Below are 23093 nucleotides of genomic sequence, written 5' to 3'. Positions count from 1 at the left end.
TACTTGACAGGGAGCAGTTCATAAGCTGGCCCTTAATTATTTATTCGTTAAGATCTTTTTGTTCTCCTGTTACTAAATATATAGTCCATTCACATATATTAGTTGCATGGTCTGCAACTCTTTCTAAGTACTTGCATACAAATAAAAGTTGAGTTATCTGATTAACATTTTTTAAATCTTTTGATGCTATAGTTAAAAGCTCATTAAAAATATTCTTATATAATTCATCTATTTCATCATCCATTTTACATGCTTTGTATGCAGCATCTACATCTGCTGCAACATATGAATCCAAAGATTTTCTTATCATAGCATTAACCATGACCGCCATTTTCGGTATATCTATTAATTCTTTAATGTACTTTTCATTTTTTAATCTTATAGTTATCTTTGCTATATCCACAGCATAATCTGCCATTCTTTCAAGATCTGTAACTAATTTAGTGGTAGTAAATATAGTTCTTAAATCTCTTGCAAGAGGTTGTTCCTTAGCTGTCAATTTAATACACTTATCTTCAATTTCCCTGTTAAGTTTATCTACCAAATCATCATTTTTTATAATTTGTTCTGCTAAGGGTTCATCTTGTTTTACTAGAGCTTCCATACACTGATATATTTGTTTTTCTACTATACTTCCCATTCTAAGCAAATCGTTATGCAGCTCTTCTAGCGCTAAATCAAATCCTGTCCTTGTCATAATATCACCTCTTTTTTTTCAATATTATATATATATTATGCTATATTTTAAAATATTTAACTAGTACTTTTTATCCGAATCTTCCTGTTATATAGTCTTCCGTTCTCTTATCTTTAGGTTTATAAAAGATATTTTCAGTTATTCCACTTTCTACAATTTCACCATTTAAGAAAAACGCTGTATAATCAGATATTCTACCTGCCTGCTGCATATTATGCGTAACAATTATTATAGTATACTTTTTCTTTAACTCATCCATTAATTCTTCTACTTTTAAAGTAGATATAGGATCTAATGCAGAAGTTGGCTCATCCATAAGAAGTACTTCCGGCTCTACAGCAAGAGTTCTTGCTATGCATAATCTCTGTTGTTGCCCACCGGAAAGACCTAATGCACTCCTATTTAGTCTATCTTTTACTTCATCCCAAAGAGCAGCACCTTTTAAGCTGCTTTCTACTAATTCATCTAACTTACTTTTATTCTTTACTCCATGAATTCTAGGTCCATATGCTATGTTGTCATATATTGACATTGGAAATGGATTAGGCTTTTGAAACACCATTCCAACTCTTTTTCTTAATTCTATAACATCAGTATCTTTGTATATGTCCTTAGCTTCAAATAAAACTTCTCCTTCTATTTTTACAGATTCAATTAAATCGTTCATTCTATTTAATGTTCTTAAGAATGTAGATTTTCCACATCCAGATGGTCCTATTAAAGCTGTAACAGCATTTTTTTCTATATCTAAATTAATCTTTTTTAAAGCTTGAGTATTCCCATAATACAAGTCAAGATTATTAGTTTGCATTATACCCATATAATTTCCTCCTTATTTCTTACCTGCATAAGATTGATATATTTTCTTACCAATTATTCTAGCAGATACGTTAAACAATAATACCATTATAATTAGAACTGCCGAAGCTCTATTTGCTATTTGAGCAGCATCTGGCACCATACCTTCTGAGTTCAATTTCCATATATAAACCGCTAAAGTTTCCGCTGGTCTCATAAGACTAAATGGAGATGTTTTTTCAATTAAACTAAAATTATTAAAATGAAGTATTGGTGCACTCATTCCCGCTGTATAAAGCAATGCTGCTGCTTCACCAAATATTCTTCCAGCTGCAAGTATTATTCCTGTTAAAATCTGTGGAATAGCTGAAGGAAGAATAACTCTTACTATAGTCTGCCACTGTGTTGCACCAAGTCCCAAACTTGCTTCTTTAACGGGCTTTCCTGCTTCTCTTATTGCATTTTCGCTAACTCTTGTTAGTGCTGGTAGATTTAATACTGTTATAGCAAGTGCACCTGAAAGCAATGTAAATCCCCAGTGAGTCATATTAACAAACACCAAGAGACCAAATAATCCAACTACTATAGAAGGAAGAGATGCCATAGTTTCAATACACAATCTTACAAAGTTAAGTACGAACCCCTCTTTAGCATACTCCGCTAAGTATATTCCTGCTCCAACACCAAAAGGTACTGTTATAATTAAAGATACAATCAACATATAAAAGGAGTTGAAGAGTTGAGGACCAATACCTCCGCCAGCTTCTCCTATCTTTGGATTCCCAAATAGAAAGGATGGCTTAAGACAATCTCCCCCTTTAAATAATATATATCCAATTAAGGCTACTAAAAGCACTACAACAAATATTGATATGCCATATAAAATTGTTGTCCATATCCTATCTTTTAATTTTGCATCCATTATCTGCTTTCACCTCTTTTTCCAATAGCTCTTATTACCAATATAAATACAAAAGATATAATTAGAAGTAAAAATGCAAGTGACCATAGTGCATCATTCCATGCAGTTCCTCCTACCGTATTTCCCATATCCATAGTAAGAATACTTGTTAAAGTAGCTGTAGGACTTAGTAAGTTCTTTGCAAATTTTACAGAATTACCTATAACCATTTGCACAGCCAAAGCCTCTCCAAATGCTCTTGCCAGTCCTAAAACTACACCTGTTAAGATTCCGTTTTTAGCTGCTGGTACTATTACCTTACTTATTGTTTGCCATCTCGTAGCTCCTAGTCCATAAGAAGCTTCTAGATAACTTTTAGGTATAGTTTTTACTGCATCAGAAGATATGCTAGCTATAGTTGGAAGAATCATAATACTTAGAACTAAAATACCTGCTATTAAGCTGAAACCTATTCCGCCAAAGTTATTTTTTATAAAAGGTAACAATACACTAAATCCAATCCAACCATATACAACTGATGGAATTCCAACGAATAATTCAAGTGCAGGCTGCAGTACCTTTTCTCCTACTCTTGGAGATATATAATTCATAAATACAGCTAATGCAATACCTATCGGAGCACTTATAATTACAGCACCTATAGAAACAAAAGTAGATCCTGTAATAAATATAAGAGCACCAAGTTTAGGAATATCACTTTCCGGACTCCACTCCGAGCTAAACAAAAAGTTTGTTAATGAATATCCATGCTTAGTAAAAGTGCTTAACCCTTTTGATGCCACAAAAATTATTATACTAATAGTTAAAGCTACTATTAGTAGGCCACAAAACAAAGCAAACCCTCTTCCTATATATTCACTTTTTAATTTTTGCCATAATGTCCTTTCCTTCATATTACCAACCTCTACTATTAATATTTTTTAAAATAACAGCTTAATAGATTTATCTATATTAAAATCTTTCAGCTTTTATGCAAAGCTAAGCCATTTAAATATTTAGGCTAGCTTAACTCTTAACTTTGCATAAAAGTTGAATTTATATATACTTTTTATATTTTTGCTTTAGGTTACAGTTTAAAAAGCTGGCCGCTTTAGCAGCCAGCTACTAAACTACTTTGTTTTAATATCACTTGCTGGAATGTATCCTAATTTTTCGATTAAAGGTTTATTTTCTTCACTTGTCATATATTCAATAAATGCTTTTGATAAATCTTTAGCTTCGCCTTTAGTATACATATGTTCATATGACCAAAATGGATATTTTCCTGATGTTATATTGTCTTTGTTTGCTTCTACTCCGTCTATTTTAACTATCTTTACGTTTTTCTTAACTTCATCCGTTAAATATGATAGTGCTAAATAGCTTATAGATCCTTTTGTTGATTCAATTGACTTTTCAACACTACCATTTGAGTCTTGAGTTATTCCTAAACTGTCTTTTTCATTTTTTCCACCCATTACTGTATCCTTAAATGTTGCTCTAGTCCCTGATGAGCTAGGTCTGTGTATTAAGTTTATTACCTCATCATCTCCACCAACTTCTTTCCAGTTAGTAATTTCACCAGTAAATATTTTCTGTATTTGATCCTTTGTTAAGCTATCTACCTTAACATCTTTGTTAATTACCATTGCAAATCCTATTGCACATACTTTATGATCAACTAGTTCTTTTGCCTTATCTGCACCTAGTTTTGTTTCTGCTGCTATATCAGAGTTTCCTATATCCGCTGTTCCCTCTGAAACTAATTTTAATCCAGTACCACTTCCGCCACCTTGAACATTAATTGTTGCACCTGAGTTCTTCTCTATGAATTTTTTTCCGGCTTGCTCAGCTAATGGTTGAAGTGCTGTTGAACCTGCAAGAGTTATAGAACCTGATGCTGTTTTACTACTTTCTGGCTTAGCTGCTTCCTGTTTGGATCCACATCCAACAAAAGCTCCTGCCACAACTGTTATCGCCATAGCAGCTATAATAACTTTTAAACTTCTTTTTTTCATTATAGTAAACCCTCCTCGAAATTTTGTGCACTGTTTTGTACATGTACTATAATATACCCTTAAAGTTAACCTATTATTATGCACAGGTTAAGTAAAATTAACAATTCATAATTTATATTTGTGTACATCTTAATATAAAAAGACCTTTGAAAACACTATTTCCAAAGGTCTTTTTACAAATATTCAATCAACGCTTATATTGTTAAACTTAACATTAACTTAACATATTAAGTTTGCTTATGAGCTTTACAAGGAATTTTAACAACAAACTTACTTCCTTTATTAACTTCACTTTCTACTTCGATTATACCATTAAAGGCCATTACTATATGTTTGACTATAGCTAACCCTAAACCAGTTCCCCCTTGTACCCTGGATCTGGCTTTATCCACTCTATAGAACCTCTCAAACAATCTTCCAATATGCTCTTTGGGTATTCCTACTCCTGTATCCTCAACCCATATAATACATTCCTTATTCTCATATTTTGTTCCAACTTTTACTGTACCATTATGATCTGTGTACTTTATAGCGTTATCTACCAAATTAATAATCATCTGCTTAAATCTATCACTATTACCCAATAAATTAGGAACATCTTCTACTGCAATAAACAACCTAATATTCTTCTTATCTGCAGTATTCTTCATTAAATAGTATACATCTTTAACAATATCATTTACTTTAATCTCTTCTACTTTTTCATCTATTTCATTTTCTATATTAGATAAAGTTAAAATATCATTAATTAGTCTTGTTAATCTATCTGCCTCATCATTTATTATATCTAAAAACTTTTCTCTATTTACTGGATCATCCACATATTTTAATGTTTCAGCAAAACCTTTTATGGAAGTAAGCGGAGTTTTAAGCTCATGTGAAACATTTGCAACAAATTGAGAGCGCATATTTTCAAGCCTCTTAATATCAGTAATATCATTAACTACTGCCACTGTACCTATTTTTTCTTTACCTCTTATAATATCTGCTGTTCTGACCCTCAGCTCTCTTTCTTTTGGCCATAATATCTTTAATTCTCTATACTCATCGTTGATATTATTAAATATATCTTCAAATTCAAAATCTCTTATATTATCCATAAGCTTTTCGCCTATAATGTCTTTATTTATAGCAAATATTCTTTTAGCATAAGGATTAATCATAATAACTTTGCTATTTTTATCTATTGCAATAACTCCACTATCCATGCTTCGTAGTATAGCTTCGAGCTTATTTTGCTTATCTAGAGAATCTTTTATTGTCTCTTGCAGCTTATCCGCCATATTATTAAAGGTTTTTCCTAACTGCCCAATTTCATTATTAGAATATATATTTACCCTTCTATACAACTCTCCCTGAGCTATCCTAGAAGTTGTAAACTCCAGATTTCTTATAGGTCTCACAATAGAATGAGATAATTTAGAAGCAAATATTATTGAAAGAATAATAGAAATAATAATAATCGCCAAATAATACTTTGAATATTTGCCTTCAATTCCTCTAATTGCCTGTATAGTTACAGAACTTCTTACTACATAACCATCTCCAAATACAGTTGCAAAATATACTGTATCCTGTCCTAATGTGAAGCTATGTCTTACACTATACCCATCTCCGTATTTCCTTGCATCTTGAACCTCTTTTCTGCTATTGTGATTATCCATATCTTCCGGATTTGCAATTGAATCACTTAATACCTTACCGTTTTTATCTATAAAAGTCTCCCTAACAGCTTCATTCTTAAAGTTTTCCTTAAAAAATGCTTGTTTATTTGATATATTTTCATTTTTTAAAACGTTTATTATTATATCATTGTTGGCTTTTAAGATTTCCTTAATGTTTTCCTTGTATTGGTAGTTCTCAATAAATATAAACAATGTAGTAATAATAAGCATACCAAAAATCAAAGTAGCCAGCATAGATAACATTAATTTCTTTTTCATTTATACCACCAATCAATCTCCTGAATTAAACCTATAACCAATTCCTCGAATAGTCTCAATATATTTAGGACTTTTATCATCTGCCTCTATTTTCTGTCTCAAATGTCTTATGTGCACATCCACGGTTCTAGTTTCTCCAATATACTCATATCCCCAAATTTTATCTAACAGGAAATCTCTCGTCATGACTCTTCCCTTATTTTTTATTAATATTTCAAGAAGCTCAAATTCCTTTAAAGTTAAATCTATTTTTTCTCCATCTTTTGTAACTTCATGCTTTTCAAAATCTATATTTACTTTTCCAAAATTATAGGAATTATCTATAGGTTTTATATTTGTTCTCCTTAAAATGGCCTTTACTCTTGCTAAAAGTTCTCTTATAGAAAAGGGTTTTGTCATATAGTCATCAGCTCCAAGCTCTAAGCCTAAAACCTTATCAAATTCCTCACCCTTAGCAGTTATCATTATTATTGGTGTAGTGGAAATATTAGTATCTCTTCTTATCTCCTTACAAACATCGTATCCATCCATACCTGGAAGCATTAAATCAAGAAGAATCAACTGTAAGTTTTCCTCCTTGGCTATTCTTAGTCCCTCTAAACCATTATCAGCACAAATAGTTTTATATCCATTATTCTCCAAGTTGAACTTAATCAACTCTCTTATATGTTCTTCATCATCAACAATAAGTATTTTTTCTTCTGCCATAACTTAACCTCCTAGACTCATATGATAGGGCTATTAACGTTTACTTTAATAGCACAAAAGAAAACATTCTTCCACCATTTTTATTTTTTCTATAAGAGTGCATTACAGGATCTTTACTACAAAAAGTACAGATATTTATATCATGAATATTACTATCTGCTACACCTTTTAATTTTAGTTGATGTTTTATACAATCTACCATACTTAAGTTTCTTCCGCTAAACAAATTTATATTTTTATATGCTTCACAGTTCTTAAATTTAGAAACAATTTCTTCTCCAACTTCATAGCAACATTGACGATTATGCGGTCCAATGGCTGCTATAATATCCTTGCCTTTAGTTCCAAACTTTTTTTCCATTTTCTCTATAGTTTTCAGTAGAATACATTCGAAAGTTCCCTTCCATCCACTATGAACTGCAGCTATTGCTTTATTTTTTCTGTCATATAATAAAATTGGAACACAATCTGCTGTAAAAACTCCTATTGCTATATGCTTTAAATCTGTTACCAGCGCATCCGCCTCATAAGTATTTTCATCATAAACTACAATAGAATCTCCATGTACTTGATCTGCAAATCCAATCTTATCTACATTAAACCAACTTTTAATATTTTCTAAATTTTTTCTTCCTTTTTCACTGCCTTTATTAAAATCTAGATCATTTTCAGCTGTTGAAAATATCATTTCAACTTCTTCTAAAGATATTTTTATAAATTTATAGTTTTCAATCAAAATTTCCTCCATTATAACCCTCCCTAAAACCTCTTTAACAATTTTTAATTATATTTTAACACTCTTTATTATTATTGCCACAAAAACTATTAACTTTTAACTATATTAACTTATATTTAACAGAATAATTAAGCAAAATTTTTAAGCCAAATTTGCTTTTAAGGGTTCTTCCAAGGTACTATGGCGCAAAATAAACTATAAAACTTGCTAATTATTTTTTTGAAGATACCTTAAATAAATAAATGATATGCAATTATTGCATATCATTTATTTTGAATTAAGTTCTTTATCTCTTCCATAAAAGTATTTATATCCTTGAACTGCCTATATACTGAAGCGAATCTTACATAGGCTACTTCATCTAGCTTTTTTAGATTTTCCATTATTAGTTCACCAATATACTCCGAACCTACCTCGGTAAACATTTTATTATTAATCTTCTTCTCTATTTCATCTGCTATGTTCTCTATTTGTTGCCTTGATACTGGTCTTTTCTGACAAGCCTTTATAAGCCCATTAATTATCTTAGTCCTATCAAAATATTCTCTATTCATATTTTTCTTTATTACTAATATTGGAATGTTATCAACCTTTTCATAAGTTGTATATCTCTTGCTGCAACTTAAACATTCTCTACGTCTTCTTGTAGACATATCATCTTCAGTGGACCTAGAATCAACAACTTTACTTTCTCCATAGCCACAGTAAGGGCACCTCAATTTTCTTCACGTCCTTCTAGTTTATTATAGTTATTACTATGCTTATGTAATGTTTATATATAATCATTATACACTTTTTTATATAAAATTCTACTATGTTTTTCTATTCTCTTAGTATATACTCTCCTCCATCAACTAGTACAACATCCACTCCTATTTTTTTTACATTCTGCCATGGAATTTCGATATCATCATTTTTCCCAAACCAAGATGCTCTATGGGATGGTAATATAATAGATATTATCTTGCTCTCATCACAATCTATTTTTAAATCTTTTATAAAGCCTAACTTTGCACCAGTATTAATATCTATGATTTCCATGGATCTTAAGTTTCCTAGAGAATGTAGTGACTTTTCATCCTGCATATTTATATCCTCCATTATTCTTTTATTATTAAATATATGAACATTACCTATTATTCAGTACCAAAACAAAAAAATAAAGCCAAGAATATGACTAAACCATATTCTCAGCTCATAATCAATAATTATAAATAAGTAAAATAATTGCTTAATTTATACATATTTTCTCATATGTCTTAGTGCAGTTTTTTCTAGTCTAGAAACCTGCGCTTGTGATATTCCTATTTCATCAGCTACTTCCATTTGAGTTCTTCCATCGAAAAATCTTAGATTAAGTATAAGTTTTTCTCTATCATTTAATTTTTTCATTGCTTCCTTAATAGCTATGTTTTCTAACCAGCTATCATCTAAGTTTTTATTGTCACTTATTTGATCCATTACATAAATTGCATCTCCTCCATCATGATATATTGGTTCAAAAAGTGACACTGGATCTTGAATAGCATCTAGGGCAAAGACTACCTCCTCTCTTGGTACTTTCAACTCCCTAGCTATTTGTGATATGGTAGGCTCCTTATTATTTTCTCCTATTAATTTATCTCTTATTTGTAAAGCTCTATAAGCAATATCTCTCAAGGATCTGCTTACCCTTATTGAATTATTGTCTCTCAAATATCTTCTTATTTCACCAATAATCATAGGAACAGCATAAGTGGAAAATTTAACATTTTGATTTAAATCAAAATTGTCTATTGCCTTAATTAGACCAATACATCCTACTTGAAATAAATCATCAACATTTTCTCCTCTGTTATTAAATCTTTGAATTACACTTAATACTAGTCTTAGGTTCCCTTTAATAAACTTTTCTCTTGATTCGTTATCTCCGTCCTTCATTCTGTATAGTAGTTTTCTCATCTCATCTTCTTTCAAAACTGGTAGTTTTGCTGTGTTTACACCGCAAATTTCAACTTTATTAATTATCATAAAGTTATCAGCCCCTTTAGAATATTCGCATTTTAATTATTTACTAAGAAGCTGAATTTTATACTAAAGACAACCTTATAACATTTTATTTATTTCTTTCTTTAGTCTTTTTATTATTCTTTTTTCTAATCTAGAAATATAAGATTGGGAAATACCAAGCATATCTGCTACTTCCTTTTGAGTCTTCTCACCTTGTCCATTTAATCCAAATCTTAAATTTACTATTTCTTTTTCTCTATCGCTTAATTTTTTCATCGCTACCATCAAAAGTTGTTTATCTACCTCATCTTCTATTAAGTTATATACAACATCATTATCAGTCCCTAAAATATCAGATAAAAGCAACTCATTTCCATCCCAGTCAATATTTAAAGGTTCATAGAAAGAAATTTCTGCCTTAACCTTACTATTTCTTCTTAAATACATAAGTATTTCATTTTCAATACATCTTGATGCATATGTAGCTAGTTTTATTTTTTTATCTGGATCAAAAGTATTAACAGCTTTTATAAGTCCTATTGTTCCTACTGATACTAAATCTTCAACATTCACCCCGGTATTTTCAAACTTTCTTGCAATATAGACTACTAACCTTAAATTTCTCTCTATAAGTATAGAACGTACACTTTCATCCCCATTTACAAGTCTTGCAACTAAATCATCTTCTTCTTTCTTGCTGAGAGGTGGAGGAAGGACATCATTCCCCCCTATATAGTAAACATTTTTTACAAACAGCTTAAATTTTGCAAGTATTCTATTTAATAATATTTTTAATTTTATCATAAATACCCTCCAAACTAATTAATTAACCTTACATAATAACCCCTCTAGATAAAAGTGCTTGATAATCATTAATATCACTTAGGTGCCCTTCACAAAAAGCAACTATAACTTCTTTATCTATGGAATTTTTCCCCTCACTTATCTTTACACATTCTGGCTTAAAACCTTGAAGACTTCCACCTTGTCCATTTACAACTTTATAAGGAATATAAAATCTATCGTAAGAACTTAAATTTACATCATAAAATATTGATTTTTCAACTATAATTACAGGCAGGTTAGTAGCTGGTTCTCTTAACTCATTACCAGTATCTAAAAAAGCTTTAACATTTTTCTTTGAATCCTTTAATATAATATCAACACTATAAATTAATGTACTTAGATTTTTTCTATCTTTAATGTAAACTATTATCCTTTCAATTAGCATATATATTATCATTAGAGAAACCATAAGTTTTTTATAGGAAAAATTTATAATAGCTGAATACCAGATATTATATCCTTGATTAAATTGGATAAAAACACATATGCCCGCAAGAAGCATAGAGTATAAAATAAAAATAGCTAATGCTTTTAAGTTAAATAAAACATTTATTTTTCTAAAAGTAACAAGTATTATTATCATTGCAACGACAATTTTAAATGGAACCGTGGAGAATACCCTTAATTTAGGATAAAGCAAAGTCATTACATACATACTACCAATTGTTGCTGCAAATAGCATGTATCTAAATTTTACTTTTATTCTTAATGTGCGAGCTGTTACATGAAGTAAAAATAAATTTACTATTAAATTTTCAAAAAGCAAGACATCTAAATATACAACCAAAAACCCCTTTCACCTCCACCATTCCTTTGTAATTATTTATTTTTATTATATAACTATTTATTTCAAAATTTTGTCATTTTATAATAAAAAAACTTTTTTTTATTTTCCATAATGTGTCAACTTATTTTCGTTTATGTCTTTATGAATCTTATAATTTATAAATTTTTTTAATCAGTAAGCAGACATCCAAAACCTTAATAAGTAAAAAATAAAAAACCACTTATAACATCATAGCTATAAGCGGTTTTATTGCATTTTTTAATATTATTTTCTTTGTCTTCTCAAAAATGCTGGTATTTCTAAATTATTTTCATCATAACTTTTATATTCTACTGTTGCAGCTGCTTCATCTTTATTATGTCCATATGTAACTTGTTGAGGTTGAGATTGAGGTTGTGGTTGAGCTACATGAGGCTTTACAACCGGTTCATTTTGATGCTGAATTCTTTCAGTTTCAAAACCAGTAGCAATTACAGTAATTCTTATTTCATCTTTAATATTTTCATCTATAACTGCACCAAATATGATATTTGCATCCGGGTCTGCAGCTTCTTGTACTATCTCAGCAGCTTCATTTATCTCTAAAAGTCCTAAATCTGATCCACCAGTTATATTTAAGAGAACCCCTGTTGCTCCTACTATTGAAGTTTCTAATAATGGACTGGATATAGCCTGTTTAGCAGCTTCCTGAGCTCTGTTATCTCCTGTACCTCTTCCTACACCCATATGTGCAAGACCTTTATCAATCATTATAGTTCTAACATCGGCAAAGTCAAGATTAACAAGACCTGGTATTGTTATTAAGTCTGATATACCTTGAACACCCTGCCTTAAAACATCGTCAGCATATTTAAATGATTCCATTAATGTTGTTTTCTTGTCAACTATGCTTAATAATCTTTCATTTGGAATAGTTACTAATGTATCCACTCTATCTTTTAAGTTCTTAATTCCCATTTCCGCATGCAACATTCTTTTTCTGCCTTCAAAAGGAAAAGGTTTAGTTACTACACCAACTGTTAATATGCCCATTGACTTAGCTATTTCGGCTATTACAGGAGCTGCGCCAGTACCAGTTCCTCCTCCCATTCCTGCAGTAATAAATACCATGTCTGCACCTTTTATTGCCTGAGAAATTTCATCTTTGCTTTCATCAGCAGCTTTTTGTCCAATTTCAGGATTAGCTCCTGCACCTAGCCCCTTAGTAAGCTTATCACCGATCTGTATTTTTTGTGATGCTTGCGAAAGCATTAAAGCTTGCTTATCTGTATTTACAGATATGAATTCCACATTCTTTAACCCTTCTTTTATCATTCTGTTAACAGCGTTATTACCGCCACCACCGCAGCCTATAACCTTTATATTAGCAAATTGTTGAACATCAACATCAAAATCTAGCACAATACTACCTCCTTATTTAGAAAAAATCTGTAAAAAACTCTTTTATTTTTGATACAAATCCATTATTATTATCTTTTTTATCTCGTTCTTCAGTCCACTCCCTATTACTGTCTTCGCTTTCTTTTTTCACCTCAGTCATAAACCCTTTATCTTTTATAGAATCTGCAACGTCTTTAACTATTCCCACTGCAGATGCATATAATGGGCTTGCTGCTCCAATATATTCAGGTGCTCCTACCCTAATCGGTTTTTCTAATATATGCTTACTAAACCCTTCTATACCCTTGATTAAGGCTAGTCCACCTCCAACTAATACTATACCAGAAATTTTTTCATAGAGCTCGCTGCATTTAATCTTCTGATCTATAAGGTAAAGTATTTCCTCTATTCTAGCTTCTATTATTTGCTTTAGCATAAAATAATCTACATGTACTTTGCCATTATAATCAACATTAACCTCTATCGGTGAGTCATAGCTAACTGATTCTTCTCCAACGCTTCCATATCTTATTTTTAATTTTTCAGCTTCTGAAAATGGTAGTTTTAAGCATAAAGCAATATCATTAGTTATTGTGTTTCCACCTAATGGTATTGTATCTATACTAACTAAATTACTACCTTCATAGATATAAATATCAGTAGATTGTGCACCTACATCAACAAGTGCAATTCCTCTTTGAATTTCTTCTTCTTTTAGCGCAACTTGAGATATTGCTAAAGGTTGAAGCACTATGCCTAAAACCTTAATCTCAGCTTTACTTATACTTTTCAAAAGATTGTTAACCACAGTACTTTGGGCTAAAATAATTTGAGCATCTACCTCCAACCTTAACCCGCTCATTCCAACTGGATCCTTTATCTTATCATACCCATCTATTATATACTGCTCTGGTATTACACCTACGATTTCTTTATCGGACGGAATTGTAATTATTTTAGATGCTTTTAAAACTCTTTTTATATCGTTCTCTTTTATTTCTCTATCTTCTGAAGCTACAGCTACCACACCTTTATTCCATACTAATTCACAGATTCCTCCTGGAAGGCATATATAAGCTTCTGTAATCTTAGTGTCAACCATTCTTTCCAGTGAGTCAATACACTGTTTTATTGATTCAGAAGTTTTATCTATATCAACAACAATTCCTTTTTTTACTCCATTACAATTTGCCGATGTTATTCCCATTATTTGCATTCTTCCATACTTATCTACTTTTCCGGCAGCGGCACATATTTTTGATGATCCGACGTCTATTCCAATTATATATTCATTCATTAAGCCTCTTTCCCCCCTTGTTAGAGAACCATCAAAGTATATATTCAACAGAAAATTTATTTTTCCTCTTATATTTTATCATATTTTAATAAAATCTCAAATATAGTTAAATATTTGCCCTTTTTGTTCCTTAAAATCAAAAAAGGAAGGATTTATTATCCTTCCTAACTAATTTGCCTTTTCTAAATCATTTATCGGTATACTTCTAGTATGTACCGTATGGCTCCATTCCTTATTATTCTTATCTATAATTCCCTGTACTGAAATTGGGAACCAAGTAATAGCATATATAGGATATATCAAATAATATAAAAACACTTTAAAATTAAGCTTTTTCTCTAGTATTAATATAAACGGGGTATATATAAATTGAAATACTATAAATAATATAGCAACTATTTTAGCCAAATTAAAATCAATATTATATATTCCTAAATTAAAACTAGATATTATATTAAGGGCTTTCATACTAGATTTAACAACTCCAGTTACAGCTGATATGCCAAGTAGAATTGTTATTATAGGTTGTATGCTATATAGCGCACAATCTAATGCAACAAAGCTACCTGTAGATATTGACCTTTTAATAAGCTTGAAAAAGTATCTACTTGATACATCTGCAAAACCCTGCATCCATCTTTTTCTCTGCCACCATGACTGTGCTAATGTCAAAGGTTTTTCGTCATATATTATTGCATTGTGTGCCCATCCTACCTTATGTCCATGCAGAACTAGCTTACAGGTAAACTCTAAATCTTCTGTTAAACAGGTAGCCCCCCAGCCTAGTTCCTTAAGTATATCCGTATCAATACAGAACCCTGTGCCACCTAATTGACTAGACAATCCCATATTGCTTCTTGACAATTGAAACATTCTATTGCAGGTCCAAAAGGCTATGGAATAACTTCCGGTAATCCATGTATCCTCTGGATTCTTACTATCAAGGTAACCTTGAACTACTTTATACCCTTCGCAGAGCTTTTTGTTCATCTCTTTCAGAAAATCTCTATGAGCTAAATTATCAGCATCAAATATTGCTACAGCATCATATTTTTTCTCCATATTGAATATTTTATCGAACATCCACTCTAACGCATAGCCCTTGCCTCTTTTTTCCTTATTTGTTCTTTCGTACACAATAGCGCCTTTTTCTCTAGCTTTTTGTGCAGTCTTATCTTTACAGTTGTCAGCAATTACAAATATATCATATAGTTCACTCGGATACTCAAGCCTTTTTAAACTTTCAACTATATCTCCAATAACAATTTCCTCATTGTGTGCAGCCACAATCAGTGCAAAGCTCTTCTTAGGTTCTACCTCTTCATGTTCATCTTTTTTATATATACCAAAGAAAGATACTAATAAGTAGTATATTGTTACAGCGTATACTATATGTGTTAGGATCCAAGAGGTATCATTGATTATTTCTTTAAATATGCTCACTATCAATCCCCCCTAATTCAAAGTTATTTTAGCATAAATACATATTAATTACTATAGAATTTATAATAAATTTATTAAATTTATTTATTCATTAACTGCAAATTTAAAATTTAGGCATCTGAAAGAAAATAGACTAGTATACTTACTAGTAATTTTTTTGAAGATGCCTTATATCCTTATTTAATAGTTTTCTAATATATAATTAAAAATATAATTAATTATGAGCTAAATATAGAAAAACATATTATAAATCAAGTTAATTTTTATTATTACAATTTTTTTCAATTTTAATTTACTTTAAGGCCCTATGGCTTGTTTGTGATTAGGCAACCTATGTGGTATCATATAATTAATATAACTATAAATTATTATAGTACAGTACTAGAAAAGGGGGTAGAGCCTTATGAGGCGCTACGAACTGATCTTTTATATTGATTTGAGAAGGCTTCATAAAAAAGATGAGTCATTTGGATAGATCCTCTAATATTAAATTTTAGTGATTTAATTTTGAGGAGGATTTATTATGAACACTACTATTGAAAAAGTTGAAAATGTTAATATGCCAAATACTGAAATAGAAGTTTCAAAGGAAGTTGATAAGGATAACCATAAAAAAGATCAATATTGCTTAAAAATGCTTGATTATTTCATATTTTAATAAAAACAGGACCTTAAAGGTCCTATTTTTATTTTATACCATAATTTTAACACTATTGAAAAACAAATTATTATTCACTAGAGTGAAATAATTCTGGAGAGCATATCTCTATCTGATGCATAACTCAGTGCAGATTCATATGATACTAGTCCCTTTTTATAGAGTTCGGATAAAGACATATCCATAGTCTTCATTCCATATTTTCCTCCAGTTTGTATTGATGATTGAAGCTGATGAGTTTTTCCTTCTCTAATCATATTCTGTATTGCAGCATTCGCAACCATTATTTCTACCGCTGCAACTCTTCCATCTCCATCAGCTTTAGGTAAAAGCTGCTGAGATATTATACCTTGAATAACTGCCGCTAGCTGTATCTTAATCTGTTGCTGCTGATATGGAGGAAACACATCTATTATTCTATCAATAGTTTTAGCTGCACCTATTGTATGCAGTGTTGATAACACTAGATGTCCTGTTTCTGCAGCAGTTAAGGCAATAGATATAGTCTCCAAGTCTCTCATTTCTCCTACAAGAATAACGTCAGGATCTTCTCTTAAGACAGATTTAAGGGCATTAGCATAGCTTAAGCTATCCTTTCCTATTTCTCTTTGATTTATTATAGATTTATTATGTTTATGCAAATACTCAATTGGATCCTCAAGAGTAATTATATGAGCTGCTCTACTAGAATTAATTTCATTTATCATTGCAGCCAAAGTCGTACTTTTACCAGAACCTGTTGGTCCAGTTACTAATACAAGTCCTCTTTGGTTAGATATAAGTTCCTTTATAACAGATGGAAATTGAAGTTCATTTAACGTAGGAATTTTTAATCCAACGACTCTTATTGCAATTGCCGAACTTCCTCTTTGCTTGAATAAGTTAACTCTAAACCTTCCAATTCCTGACACGGAAAAAGATGTGTCTAATTCTCCTACTTTTATGTAATGATCGTAGCACTCTCCTGAAATTTCTTTAGCATAAACCTCTGTATCCGCAGGTTGTAGTTTTTCAGTTCCTATATGCTTTAATTGTCCATTTACTCTTATAACCGGAGGTACCCCCACAGTTAAATGCAAATCTGAAGCATTCTGTTTTATTGTTATTGCTAATAATTCTTTTAGTGTTATCACTTTTAGTTCCCCTTTCACAGTCTTTGCTGTATATAAAAATTGTATGATATCTATAACAATATGACTATCCTCTTTAGTAACTTGCTGAAATCTAACCATTAAAGTACTATTATATTTAATTATCGTTTAATGTTGTTAAATTTAAATATGTTACTAATTAAACTTTAATAACATATAATTTATGTTATTCTACAATTTTTATCAAATTCCTCTTATTTATGTGTAAAATTTTAATAAATTACCTTTTTATTCATTGTCTTAACTAATAACAATAAATTTAGTTAACAAATTATAAACAGGATTCTTGGCTTCAGGTGGAGGTTAAATGTCTAAATGGCATTTAAACCTCCACCTGAAGCTTATTAACAGGCTTCTTAGTGTCTTTAGCACTTAGAAGGCGTTATCCTTTAGGGGAAGCTGTTATCCAGGGTCGTAGCGCCAATTATCCCAAACTTTAAGAAAAGCAGAGAGCTCAAATTTTGATTTGGTGCGAATCGCTTTTCTTAAAGTTAGGGTGTTAGTGGCGGTAGGCATCGGATAAATATTAAAAACTGAGAATCAGTAATAAAGAATTGATTCAATCCTTTCTACTAACTCTCAGTTATTTAAGTTACTTTTTCCCATAATTTAACTCTTTATATAGTTTTTTAAGCGCTCTCTTTTCTATTCTAGATACATAAGACCTGGATATCCCAAGAATTTTAGCTATCTCTCTTTGAGTTTTTGGCTGCCCCTCTAATAATCCATATCTCATTTCTACTACTTTTCTTTCTCTTTCTGATAAACATGAATTTATTTTCGAGTATAGTTTTTTAATTTGCATCTTATTTTCTACAATTTCGATTATAGAGTCTTCTTCACTGCTAAGTACATCCATTAGAGATATTTCATTTCCTTCCTTATCGATACCAATTGGATCCTGTAAATATACTTCACTTTTAGTTTTTTTATTATTTCTAATAAGCATAAGTATTTCATTTTCAATGCACTTTGCTGCATAGGTCGCAAGTCTCGTGCCTTTGGATGCATCAAAAGAATCGATGGCTTTTATTAAACCAACTGTTCCAATAGATATTAAATCATCTACTTCTTTTCCTGGATAGGAATATTTTTTCACTATATGAGCCACTAGCCTTAAATTTCTTTCTACAAGAATACTTTTGGCTAAAGTGTCTCCATCCTTAAGTTTTTTTAAATAATACTCCTCTTCCTTATCGTTTAGAGGTTGAGGAAAGGAACTTGTATTTGTTACGTAGGCAGTTAAGAAAAACATGCTGCCCATAATATCTAATAAGCAATTTGCTAAATACACGGGATGCTCCTCCTGATAGTGCTTATTAATATATTATGAAGCAAAACTAAAAAAAGTGCATGAACTATATAAATTTATTTTTCCAAGTACTGTGATACTCCATTTACAATATCTTTGAAAATCGGTGCTGCAGTACTTCCTCCGCTCTCTTTATCCTTATCAATATCCTGAACAAAAACAGTCATTGAATAATACTTACCTTTTATTTTGAAAAATCCCACAAACCATCCGTCTGAATGAGTTTCCGGTTGACCAGATTGTTTTGATAGTTCCACCCTTGTAGTACTTCCTGTCTTTCCTCCTATTTCTACATTGTCAACATATGCAGCCTGCGCAGTACCTTTTTTTACTACTTTTATCATTTGATTCTTCATAACATTTGCTGTAGACTTATCGATAACAGGGCGCTGCTGTGTTGATAAACTTTCAAGTTCTGTATTATTATCGTCAACATAGGCATCTATAATGTATGGTTTTACATAGGTACCATTATTCGCAACAGTATTAGCAATACTTATTGCTTCTATAGGCGTTATTCTAAGGTTCTGTCCTATAGAAGCGAGACCTAAACTGCCATCACTAATCTTCGGTTCTTTAACTTCAAAAGCCCCTTGCTTTTCACTGTCAAACCCTAACACCTTTTCGAATAACCCCTGTGACTTTGCATTATCATAAAAATTATTAAAGCCAACTTTTGCTCCAATTTGCGCAAATATATCATTGCATGAAACCACAAGCGCTTCCTCTGGAGTTAAGGTGCCATGCTTACTATGGCTTTCTAATTCAATTAACCCTCTGCAAGTAAAGTTATCCGTTGTACTTATGCTTTTCCTATCTAATCCAGCCTCTTCGACGATAATTTTAAATATAGATCCTGGGAAAAATCCATGATTGGTTGCAACGCCTAAATTAACATTGGGTTTAGTATCATCCTTCTGTACTAAAGCCTTTATTTTTCCAGTGTCAGCCTCCATTAAAGCTACTCCTATTTGTTGAAAGCCCTTATTTTTATCATTATTTAGAATTTCCTTTATCTTATCTTCTATGTTTTTATCGAAGGTTAATCTTACGTTTACATTATTTTTAGGTAATTCAGTTTTTTCTTCCACTATAGATCCATTTACATCTCTATCAAAAATAATTTGAGGTTTTTTATTTGATTTGATTTTATTATTAATCTGCATTTCTAAGGAATCCTGCGATTTTTGTTCGTTATTATCTGTTCTTTTAGTATTAATTAAAAGATTTTCTATTTTCCAAGCCTCACCTTTTTCTAATGCAGAGTAAGTATAAGCATAAAAACCTTTTATTCCCTTAATATCTTTTAACTTATTATAAGTGCTCTCATCTATTTCATAATAAATTTTTTTACTGCTGCTTAAAACCCCGGCTTTTGACAAATCATAGTCATTATTGTAATTTCGTAGTATATACATAAGCGTTAAAATTTTGTCCTGATCTGTGTCCATATTATTTTTCGAAAATATTTCTGGTGATATCACAGCATAATATTTTTTATTATAATTAAGCAATTGTTTTCCATTACAATCGAATAATTGATAATTTGCATCTGTTATATCTTCCTTATAAGAATACTGTGAGTCAGCCATTACGCTCAATTTATCCGATTTAAAGTACTGAAATTTAACTATTCTAAAATATAAGATACTAAGCAAAGTTATAAAGATTCCAAAAACTACATATTGCCTTTTTCTTATTATCAATCTACTGACTTTTATCATCATAATAAAAACACCTCATCTCAGACAAGATTTTGTCCAAAATAAGGTTTTTTATTCACCACTTTATTCTTCTTTTTGCAATATATGCTTTATATTTGCTACCATTATGTCTATAGCTACTTTATTATGACCGCCTTCTGGTATTATTATATCAGCATATCTTTTAGTAGGTTCAATAAATTGCATGTGCATTGGTCTTACAACATTTAAGTATTGATTTATAACAGAATCCACTGTTCTTCCTCTTTCGTTGATATCTCTTACTAGTCTTCTTATTATTCTAACATCTGCATCAGTATCTACGTATATTTTTATATCTAGAAGATCTCTTAACTCTTTTTCCTGAAGAACTAATATTCCTTCAACAATTATTATTTCTCTAGATTCTACCCTTATAGTCTCCTGATTTCTATTATGAATCTCAAAATCATATATTGGTTTATCAATAGCTTTACCATCTAACAATGATTTTAAATGTTCTACAAGCAATGGCGTATCAAATGCATTAGGATGATCATAATTTGTTTTTGTTCTATCTTCCATTGAAAGATGACTTTGATCTTTATAGTAAGAATCCTGTTGAATCATAGCAATGCATTCTTCATTAAATTTTGTATATATCTCTTTAGCAATTGTACTCTTACCTGAACCAGTTCCTCCAGTAATTCCTATAAGAATTGGACGTTTCATTAGTTATCCCCCTCTTAGTATATTTCTACCTGTTAATCTTACTTTTTATTAGCATATCATCTTTTTCTAGTTCTATATCTGTCTTAATTGTAAATATCATCTGAGCTGAAGGAGCTGATTCTATTTTTTCACCTTTACCATTTCTCATATCATCTAGCTTTATCTCAAAGTTGTCTCCTACTGGTCTTAAAATCTCTACTGTATCTCCTTCAAGCACCTTGTTTCTTTGTTCTATTGTAGCTAATCCTGTACTCTTATCGTACTCTCTTACCACACCTACTATATCATAATCTCTTATATATGATGATGTTTCATATGTTTGCTTATTTGAATCTCCAAAATAAAATCCAGTAAAATATGCTCTATGGCTTGCCTTTTCAAGATTATCTAACCATTTTTTCTGAAATACATATTCTTCTGGATTATCAAAATATGCATCTATAGCCTGTCTATAGGATTTTACTATACTTGCCACATAATATGCACTTTTCATTCTTCCTTCTATTTTTAGGGAATCTATACCTGACTGAATTAATTCTGGTATATGCTCAATCATACATAAATCCTTAGAGTTTAGTATATACGCACCTTTCTCGTCTTCAACAACAGGAAAATACTCACCAGGCCTTTTTTCCTCTACAAGATAGTATTTATATCTGCATGGTTGAGCACACTGCCCTCTATTTGAATCTCTTCCTGTCATATAGTTTGATATTACACACCTTCCTGAGTATGCCATACACATAGATCCATGAATAAAGGCTTCTAACTCACAGGATTCTGGAATATTTCTTTTAATACCCTTTATTTCTTCTAATGACAATTCTCTTGCAAGAACTATTCTTTTAACTCCTTGTTTATGCCAAAATATTGCTGATTTCCAGTTAACATTATTAGCCTGTGTGCTTAAATGTATTTCTAAGTCCGGAACCACTTCCCTTGCGGTCATTATTATTCCAGGGTCTGATACAATTATGGCATCTACATTTAAATTATATAAATCTTTTAAATACTCTTCTAATCCGATTAAATCTTCGTTATGTGGAAATACATTTATGGTAATAAATACCTTTTTACCTCTTGAATGAGCATACTCCACACCTTCTCTTAGTTCCTCATCTGTAAAATTATCTGCAAAAGCTCTTAAATTAAGTTTGCTTCCTCCAAGATATACAGCATCTGCACCAAAATTTATAGCTGTTTTTAGCTTTTCTAAATTGCCTGCTGGCGCCAATAGTTCTGGTTTTTTCATATTATTAATCCCTCCTTAAGGTAACTGCAATACCATCTCCCATAGGAATAATGGAAGTTATGAATTTATCATCTTGAGATACAGTGTCTAGATATTCTCTCATTCTCTTAACTATAGTTACCTTTCTTCTCTCTACTAATTCATCGGAAGCAATCATTCCTCTAAATAAAACATTATCAGCAATTATTACTCCATTTTCACTTAAAAGTCTCATACAATGTGGTAAAAAATGATTATAATGTCCTTTCCCAGCATCCATAAATATTAAATCATATTTATCATCTAACTTTTCTAAAACCTCTAAGCAGTCTCCCTGTATAATATTTATTTTATCCTTTAGTCCTGATTTTTCAATATTATTTTGGGCTAACTCTATCATTTTTAAGTCTCTTTCAACAGTTGTAATGGAACTTTCTCCCTTCGAACTTATACTCATAAGTATTGCTGAATATCCAATAGCAGTGCCTAGTTCTAGAATTTTTAGAGGTCTCTTCATTTTAATCATCACTTCTAAAAATTTAGCTACTTCTTTATGAATTATAGGGACAAAATTGCTATGTGCATAATCTTCTAGTTCTTTTAATATGCCACTGTGGTCCTTTATAAGCCCTCTTATATATTCTTCCATGTAATCATATGTAATTCCGCTCATTTAATCCTCCAACCTTACACTAAGTTAAATTTCTATGAGTTATTTTATATATTAATTCTTTATAATATGAGTAGTTGACAGCTATATTAAAATCAATCTGTCAACTACTCA

At 30.9% G+C, this 23093-nt stretch carries 23 protein-coding genes; 1 reads left to right on the top strand and 22 read right to left on the bottom strand.

Annotated features, from left to right (window positions below):
• Nucleotides 1-40: 40 nt before the first annotated feature.
• The 16 genes from phoU to I6U51_RS14815 all read right to left on the bottom strand — a co-directional run bounded on the left by phoU (nucleotide 41) and on the right by I6U51_RS14815 (nucleotide 15543).
• On the bottom strand, nucleotides 41-697 hold the full coding sequence (gene phoU, locus I6U51_RS14890) for a phosphate signaling complex protein PhoU (protein ID WP_211143383.1): 657 nt from the start codon (nucleotides 695-697) through the stop codon (nucleotides 41-43).
• A gap of 70 nt (nucleotides 698-767) precedes the next feature.
• Nucleotides 768-1517 carry a phosphate ABC transporter ATP-binding protein PstB gene (gene pstB, locus I6U51_RS14885; protein ID WP_211143382.1) on the bottom strand — a complete coding sequence of 250 codons (750 nt, stop codon included), beginning with the start codon at nucleotides 1515-1517 and terminating at the stop codon, nucleotides 768-770.
• A 12-nt stretch (nucleotides 1518-1529) separates the two neighbouring features.
• The gene (gene pstA / locus I6U51_RS14880) at nucleotides 1530-2417 is read right to left on the bottom strand and encodes a phosphate ABC transporter permease PstA (RefSeq protein ID WP_211143381.1); all 888 of its coding nucleotides are present in this window, start codon (nucleotides 2415-2417) and stop codon (nucleotides 1530-1532) included.
• A complete protein-coding gene (gene pstC / locus I6U51_RS14875; protein ID WP_211143380.1) occupies nucleotides 2417-3310 on the bottom strand; it encodes a phosphate ABC transporter permease subunit PstC in 894 nt (297 codons plus the stop codon). The genes pstA and pstC overlap by 1 nt, the downstream gene beginning before the upstream one ends.
• 216 nt (nucleotides 3311-3526) lie before the next feature.
• Nucleotides 3527-4414, bottom strand: coding sequence for a phosphate ABC transporter substrate-binding protein (locus I6U51_RS14870; RefSeq protein WP_211143379.1), 888 nt, complete (start codon nucleotides 4412-4414; stop codon nucleotides 3527-3529).
• 227 nt (nucleotides 4415-4641) lie between these two features.
• Nucleotides 4642-6357 carry a two-component system histidine kinase PnpS gene (pnpS, locus tag I6U51_RS14865; RefSeq protein WP_211143378.1) on the bottom strand — a complete coding sequence of 572 codons (1716 nt, stop codon included), beginning with the start codon at nucleotides 6355-6357 and terminating at the stop codon, nucleotides 4642-4644.
• A 12-nt stretch (nucleotides 6358-6369) separates the two neighbouring features.
• Nucleotides 6370-7065: a response regulator transcription factor gene (locus tag I6U51_RS14860; RefSeq protein WP_178908414.1), complete on the bottom strand. Its 696-nt coding sequence runs from the start codon at nucleotides 7063-7065 to the stop codon at nucleotides 6370-6372.
• Nucleotides 7066-7105: 40 nt separating this feature from the next.
• On the bottom strand, nucleotides 7106-7813 hold the full coding sequence (gene pgeF, locus I6U51_RS14855) for a peptidoglycan editing factor PgeF (RefSeq protein ID WP_211143377.1): 708 nt from the start codon (nucleotides 7811-7813) through the stop codon (nucleotides 7106-7108).
• Nucleotides 7814-8064: 251 nt separating this feature from the next.
• Entirely contained in the window at nucleotides 8065-8520 is a 456-nt protein-coding gene (gene nrdR / locus I6U51_RS14850) for a transcriptional regulator NrdR (protein ID WP_211143376.1), read from the bottom strand.
• Between the two features lie 103 nt (nucleotides 8521-8623).
• Nucleotides 8624-8887, bottom strand: a complete 264-nt coding sequence (locus I6U51_RS14845) for a YlmC/YmxH family sporulation protein (RefSeq protein ID WP_178907932.1) — start codon at nucleotides 8885-8887, stop codon at nucleotides 8624-8626.
• A gap of 150 nt (nucleotides 8888-9037) precedes the next feature.
• Nucleotides 9038-9811: an RNA polymerase sporulation sigma factor SigG gene (sigG, locus tag I6U51_RS14840; protein ID WP_211143375.1), complete on the bottom strand. Its 774-nt coding sequence runs from the start codon at nucleotides 9809-9811 to the stop codon at nucleotides 9038-9040.
• Nucleotides 9812-9886: 75 nt separating this feature from the next.
• The gene (gene sigE, locus I6U51_RS14835) at nucleotides 9887-10594 is read right to left on the bottom strand and encodes an RNA polymerase sporulation sigma factor SigE (RefSeq protein ID WP_178907930.1); all 708 of its coding nucleotides are present in this window, start codon (nucleotides 10592-10594) and stop codon (nucleotides 9887-9889) included.
• A gap of 28 nt (nucleotides 10595-10622) precedes the next feature.
• Nucleotides 10623-11423 carry a sigma-E processing peptidase SpoIIGA gene (spoIIGA, locus tag I6U51_RS14830; RefSeq protein WP_211143374.1) on the bottom strand — a complete coding sequence of 267 codons (801 nt, stop codon included), beginning with the start codon at nucleotides 11421-11423 and terminating at the stop codon, nucleotides 10623-10625.
• A 264-nt stretch (nucleotides 11424-11687) separates the two neighbouring features.
• The gene (ftsZ, locus tag I6U51_RS14825; protein WP_211143373.1) at nucleotides 11688-12824 is read right to left on the bottom strand and encodes a cell division protein FtsZ; all 1137 of its coding nucleotides are present in this window, start codon (nucleotides 12822-12824) and stop codon (nucleotides 11688-11690) included.
• A gap of 16 nt (nucleotides 12825-12840) precedes the next feature.
• Entirely contained in the window at nucleotides 12841-14100 is a 1260-nt protein-coding gene (gene ftsA / locus I6U51_RS14820; RefSeq protein ID WP_211143372.1) for a cell division protein FtsA, read from the bottom strand.
• 168 nt (nucleotides 14101-14268) lie between these two features.
• Nucleotides 14269-15543 carry a glycosyltransferase gene (locus I6U51_RS14815; protein WP_211143371.1) on the bottom strand — a complete coding sequence of 425 codons (1275 nt, stop codon included), beginning with the start codon at nucleotides 15541-15543 and terminating at the stop codon, nucleotides 14269-14271.
• Nucleotides 15544-16066: 523 nt separating this feature from the next.
• Between I6U51_RS14815 and I6U51_RS25135 the strand changes: the two genes are divergently transcribed.
• Complete coding sequence (locus I6U51_RS25135) at nucleotides 16067-16201, top strand: hypothetical protein (RefSeq protein WP_281395979.1); 135 nt, start codon at nucleotides 16067-16069, stop codon at nucleotides 16199-16201.
• Between the two features lie 77 nt (nucleotides 16202-16278).
• On the opposite strand, the gene I6U51_RS14810 is transcribed toward I6U51_RS25135, so the two are convergent.
• From I6U51_RS14810 to I6U51_RS14785, 6 genes are all read right to left on the bottom strand, one after another.
• Nucleotides 16279-17334: a type IV pilus twitching motility protein PilT gene (locus tag I6U51_RS14810; protein ID WP_343069669.1), complete on the bottom strand. Its 1056-nt coding sequence runs from the start codon at nucleotides 17332-17334 to the stop codon at nucleotides 16279-16281.
• Between the two features lie 610 nt (nucleotides 17335-17944).
• Nucleotides 17945-18646, bottom strand: a complete 702-nt coding sequence (gene sigK / locus I6U51_RS14805; RefSeq protein WP_178907924.1) for an RNA polymerase sporulation sigma factor SigK — start codon at nucleotides 18644-18646, stop codon at nucleotides 17945-17947.
• A 74-nt stretch (nucleotides 18647-18720) separates the two neighbouring features.
• Nucleotides 18721-20391 carry a penicillin-binding transpeptidase domain-containing protein gene (locus I6U51_RS14800; protein WP_343069668.1) on the bottom strand — a complete coding sequence of 557 codons (1671 nt, stop codon included), beginning with the start codon at nucleotides 20389-20391 and terminating at the stop codon, nucleotides 18721-18723.
• 60 nt (nucleotides 20392-20451) lie between these two features.
• Entirely contained in the window at nucleotides 20452-21078 is a 627-nt protein-coding gene (udk, locus tag I6U51_RS14795) for a uridine kinase (RefSeq protein WP_211143370.1), read from the bottom strand.
• 25 nt (nucleotides 21079-21103) lie between these two features.
• Nucleotides 21104-22330 (bottom strand): peptidase U32 family protein, encoded by a 1227-nt coding sequence (locus I6U51_RS14790; protein WP_211143369.1) that lies wholly within the window; start codon nucleotides 22328-22330, stop codon nucleotides 21104-21106.
• Nucleotides 22331-22334: 4 nt separating this feature from the next.
• Nucleotides 22335-22982 (bottom strand): O-methyltransferase, encoded by a 648-nt coding sequence (locus tag I6U51_RS14785; protein WP_211143368.1) that lies wholly within the window; start codon nucleotides 22980-22982, stop codon nucleotides 22335-22337.
• Nucleotides 22983-23093 lie beyond the last annotated feature (111 nt).

This window comes from Clostridium aciditolerans, assembly GCF_016316925.1.
Classification (GTDB): domain Bacteria; phylum Bacillota; class Clostridia; order Clostridiales; family Clostridiaceae; genus Clostridium_AM; species Clostridium_AM aciditolerans.
The sequence above is the reverse complement of the archived record's forward strand: the minus strand, read 5'-3'. Positions and strand labels throughout refer to the sequence as shown.

Excerpts from the sequence above, each read along its gene's own strand:
- phoU (WP_211143383.1), bottom strand. The coding sequence starts at position 697 with ATGACAAGGACAGGATTTGATTTAGCGCTAGAAGAGCTGCATAACGAT.
- pstB (WP_211143382.1), bottom strand. The coding sequence starts at position 1,517 with ATGGGTATAATGCAAACTAATAATCTTGACTTGTATTATGGGAATACT.
- pstA (WP_211143381.1), bottom strand. The coding sequence starts at position 2,417 with ATGGATGCAAAATTAAAAGATAGGATATGGACAACAATTTTATATGGC.
- pstC (WP_211143380.1), bottom strand. The coding sequence starts at position 3,310 with ATGAAGGAAAGGACATTATGGCAAAAATTAAAAAGTGAATATATAGGA.
- I6U51_RS14870 (WP_211143379.1), bottom strand. The coding sequence starts at position 4,414 with ATGAAAAAAAGAAGTTTAAAAGTTATTATAGCTGCTATGGCGATAACA.
- pnpS (WP_211143378.1), bottom strand. The coding sequence starts at position 6,357 with ATGAAAAAGAAATTAATGTTATCTATGCTGGCTACTTTGATTTTTGGT.
- I6U51_RS14860 (WP_178908414.1), bottom strand. The coding sequence starts at position 7,065 with ATGGCAGAAGAAAAAATACTTATTGTTGATGATGAAGAACATATAAGA.
- pgeF (WP_211143377.1), bottom strand. The coding sequence starts at position 7,813 with ATGGAGGAAATTTTGATTGAAAACTATAAATTTATAAAAATATCTTTA.
- I6U51_RS14845 (WP_178907932.1), bottom strand. The coding sequence starts at position 8,887 with ATGCAGGATGAAAAGTCACTACATTCTCTAGGAAACTTAAGATCCATG.
- sigG (WP_211143375.1), bottom strand. The coding sequence starts at position 9,811 with ATGATAATTAATAAAGTTGAAATTTGCGGTGTAAACACAGCAAAACTA.
- sigE (WP_178907930.1), bottom strand. The coding sequence starts at position 10,594 with ATGATAAAATTAAAAATATTATTAAATAGAATACTTGCAAAATTTAAG.
- ftsA (WP_211143372.1), bottom strand. The coding sequence starts at position 14,100 with ATGAATGAATATATAATTGGAATAGACGTCGGATCATCAAAAATATGT.
- I6U51_RS25135 (WP_281395979.1), top strand. The coding sequence starts at position 16,067 with ATGAACACTACTATTGAAAAAGTTGAAAATGTTAATATGCCAAATACT.
- I6U51_RS14800 (WP_343069668.1), bottom strand. The coding sequence starts at position 20,391 with ATGATGATAAAAGTCAGTAGATTGATAATAAGAAAAAGGCAATATGTA.
- udk (WP_211143370.1), bottom strand. The coding sequence starts at position 21,078 with ATGAAACGTCCAATTCTTATAGGAATTACTGGAGGAACTGGTTCAGGT.
- I6U51_RS14790 (WP_211143369.1), bottom strand. The coding sequence starts at position 22,330 with ATGAAAAAACCAGAACTATTGGCGCCAGCAGGCAATTTAGAAAAGCTA.
- I6U51_RS14785 (WP_211143368.1), bottom strand. The coding sequence starts at position 22,982 with ATGAGCGGAATTACATATGATTACATGGAAGAATATATAAGAGGGCTT.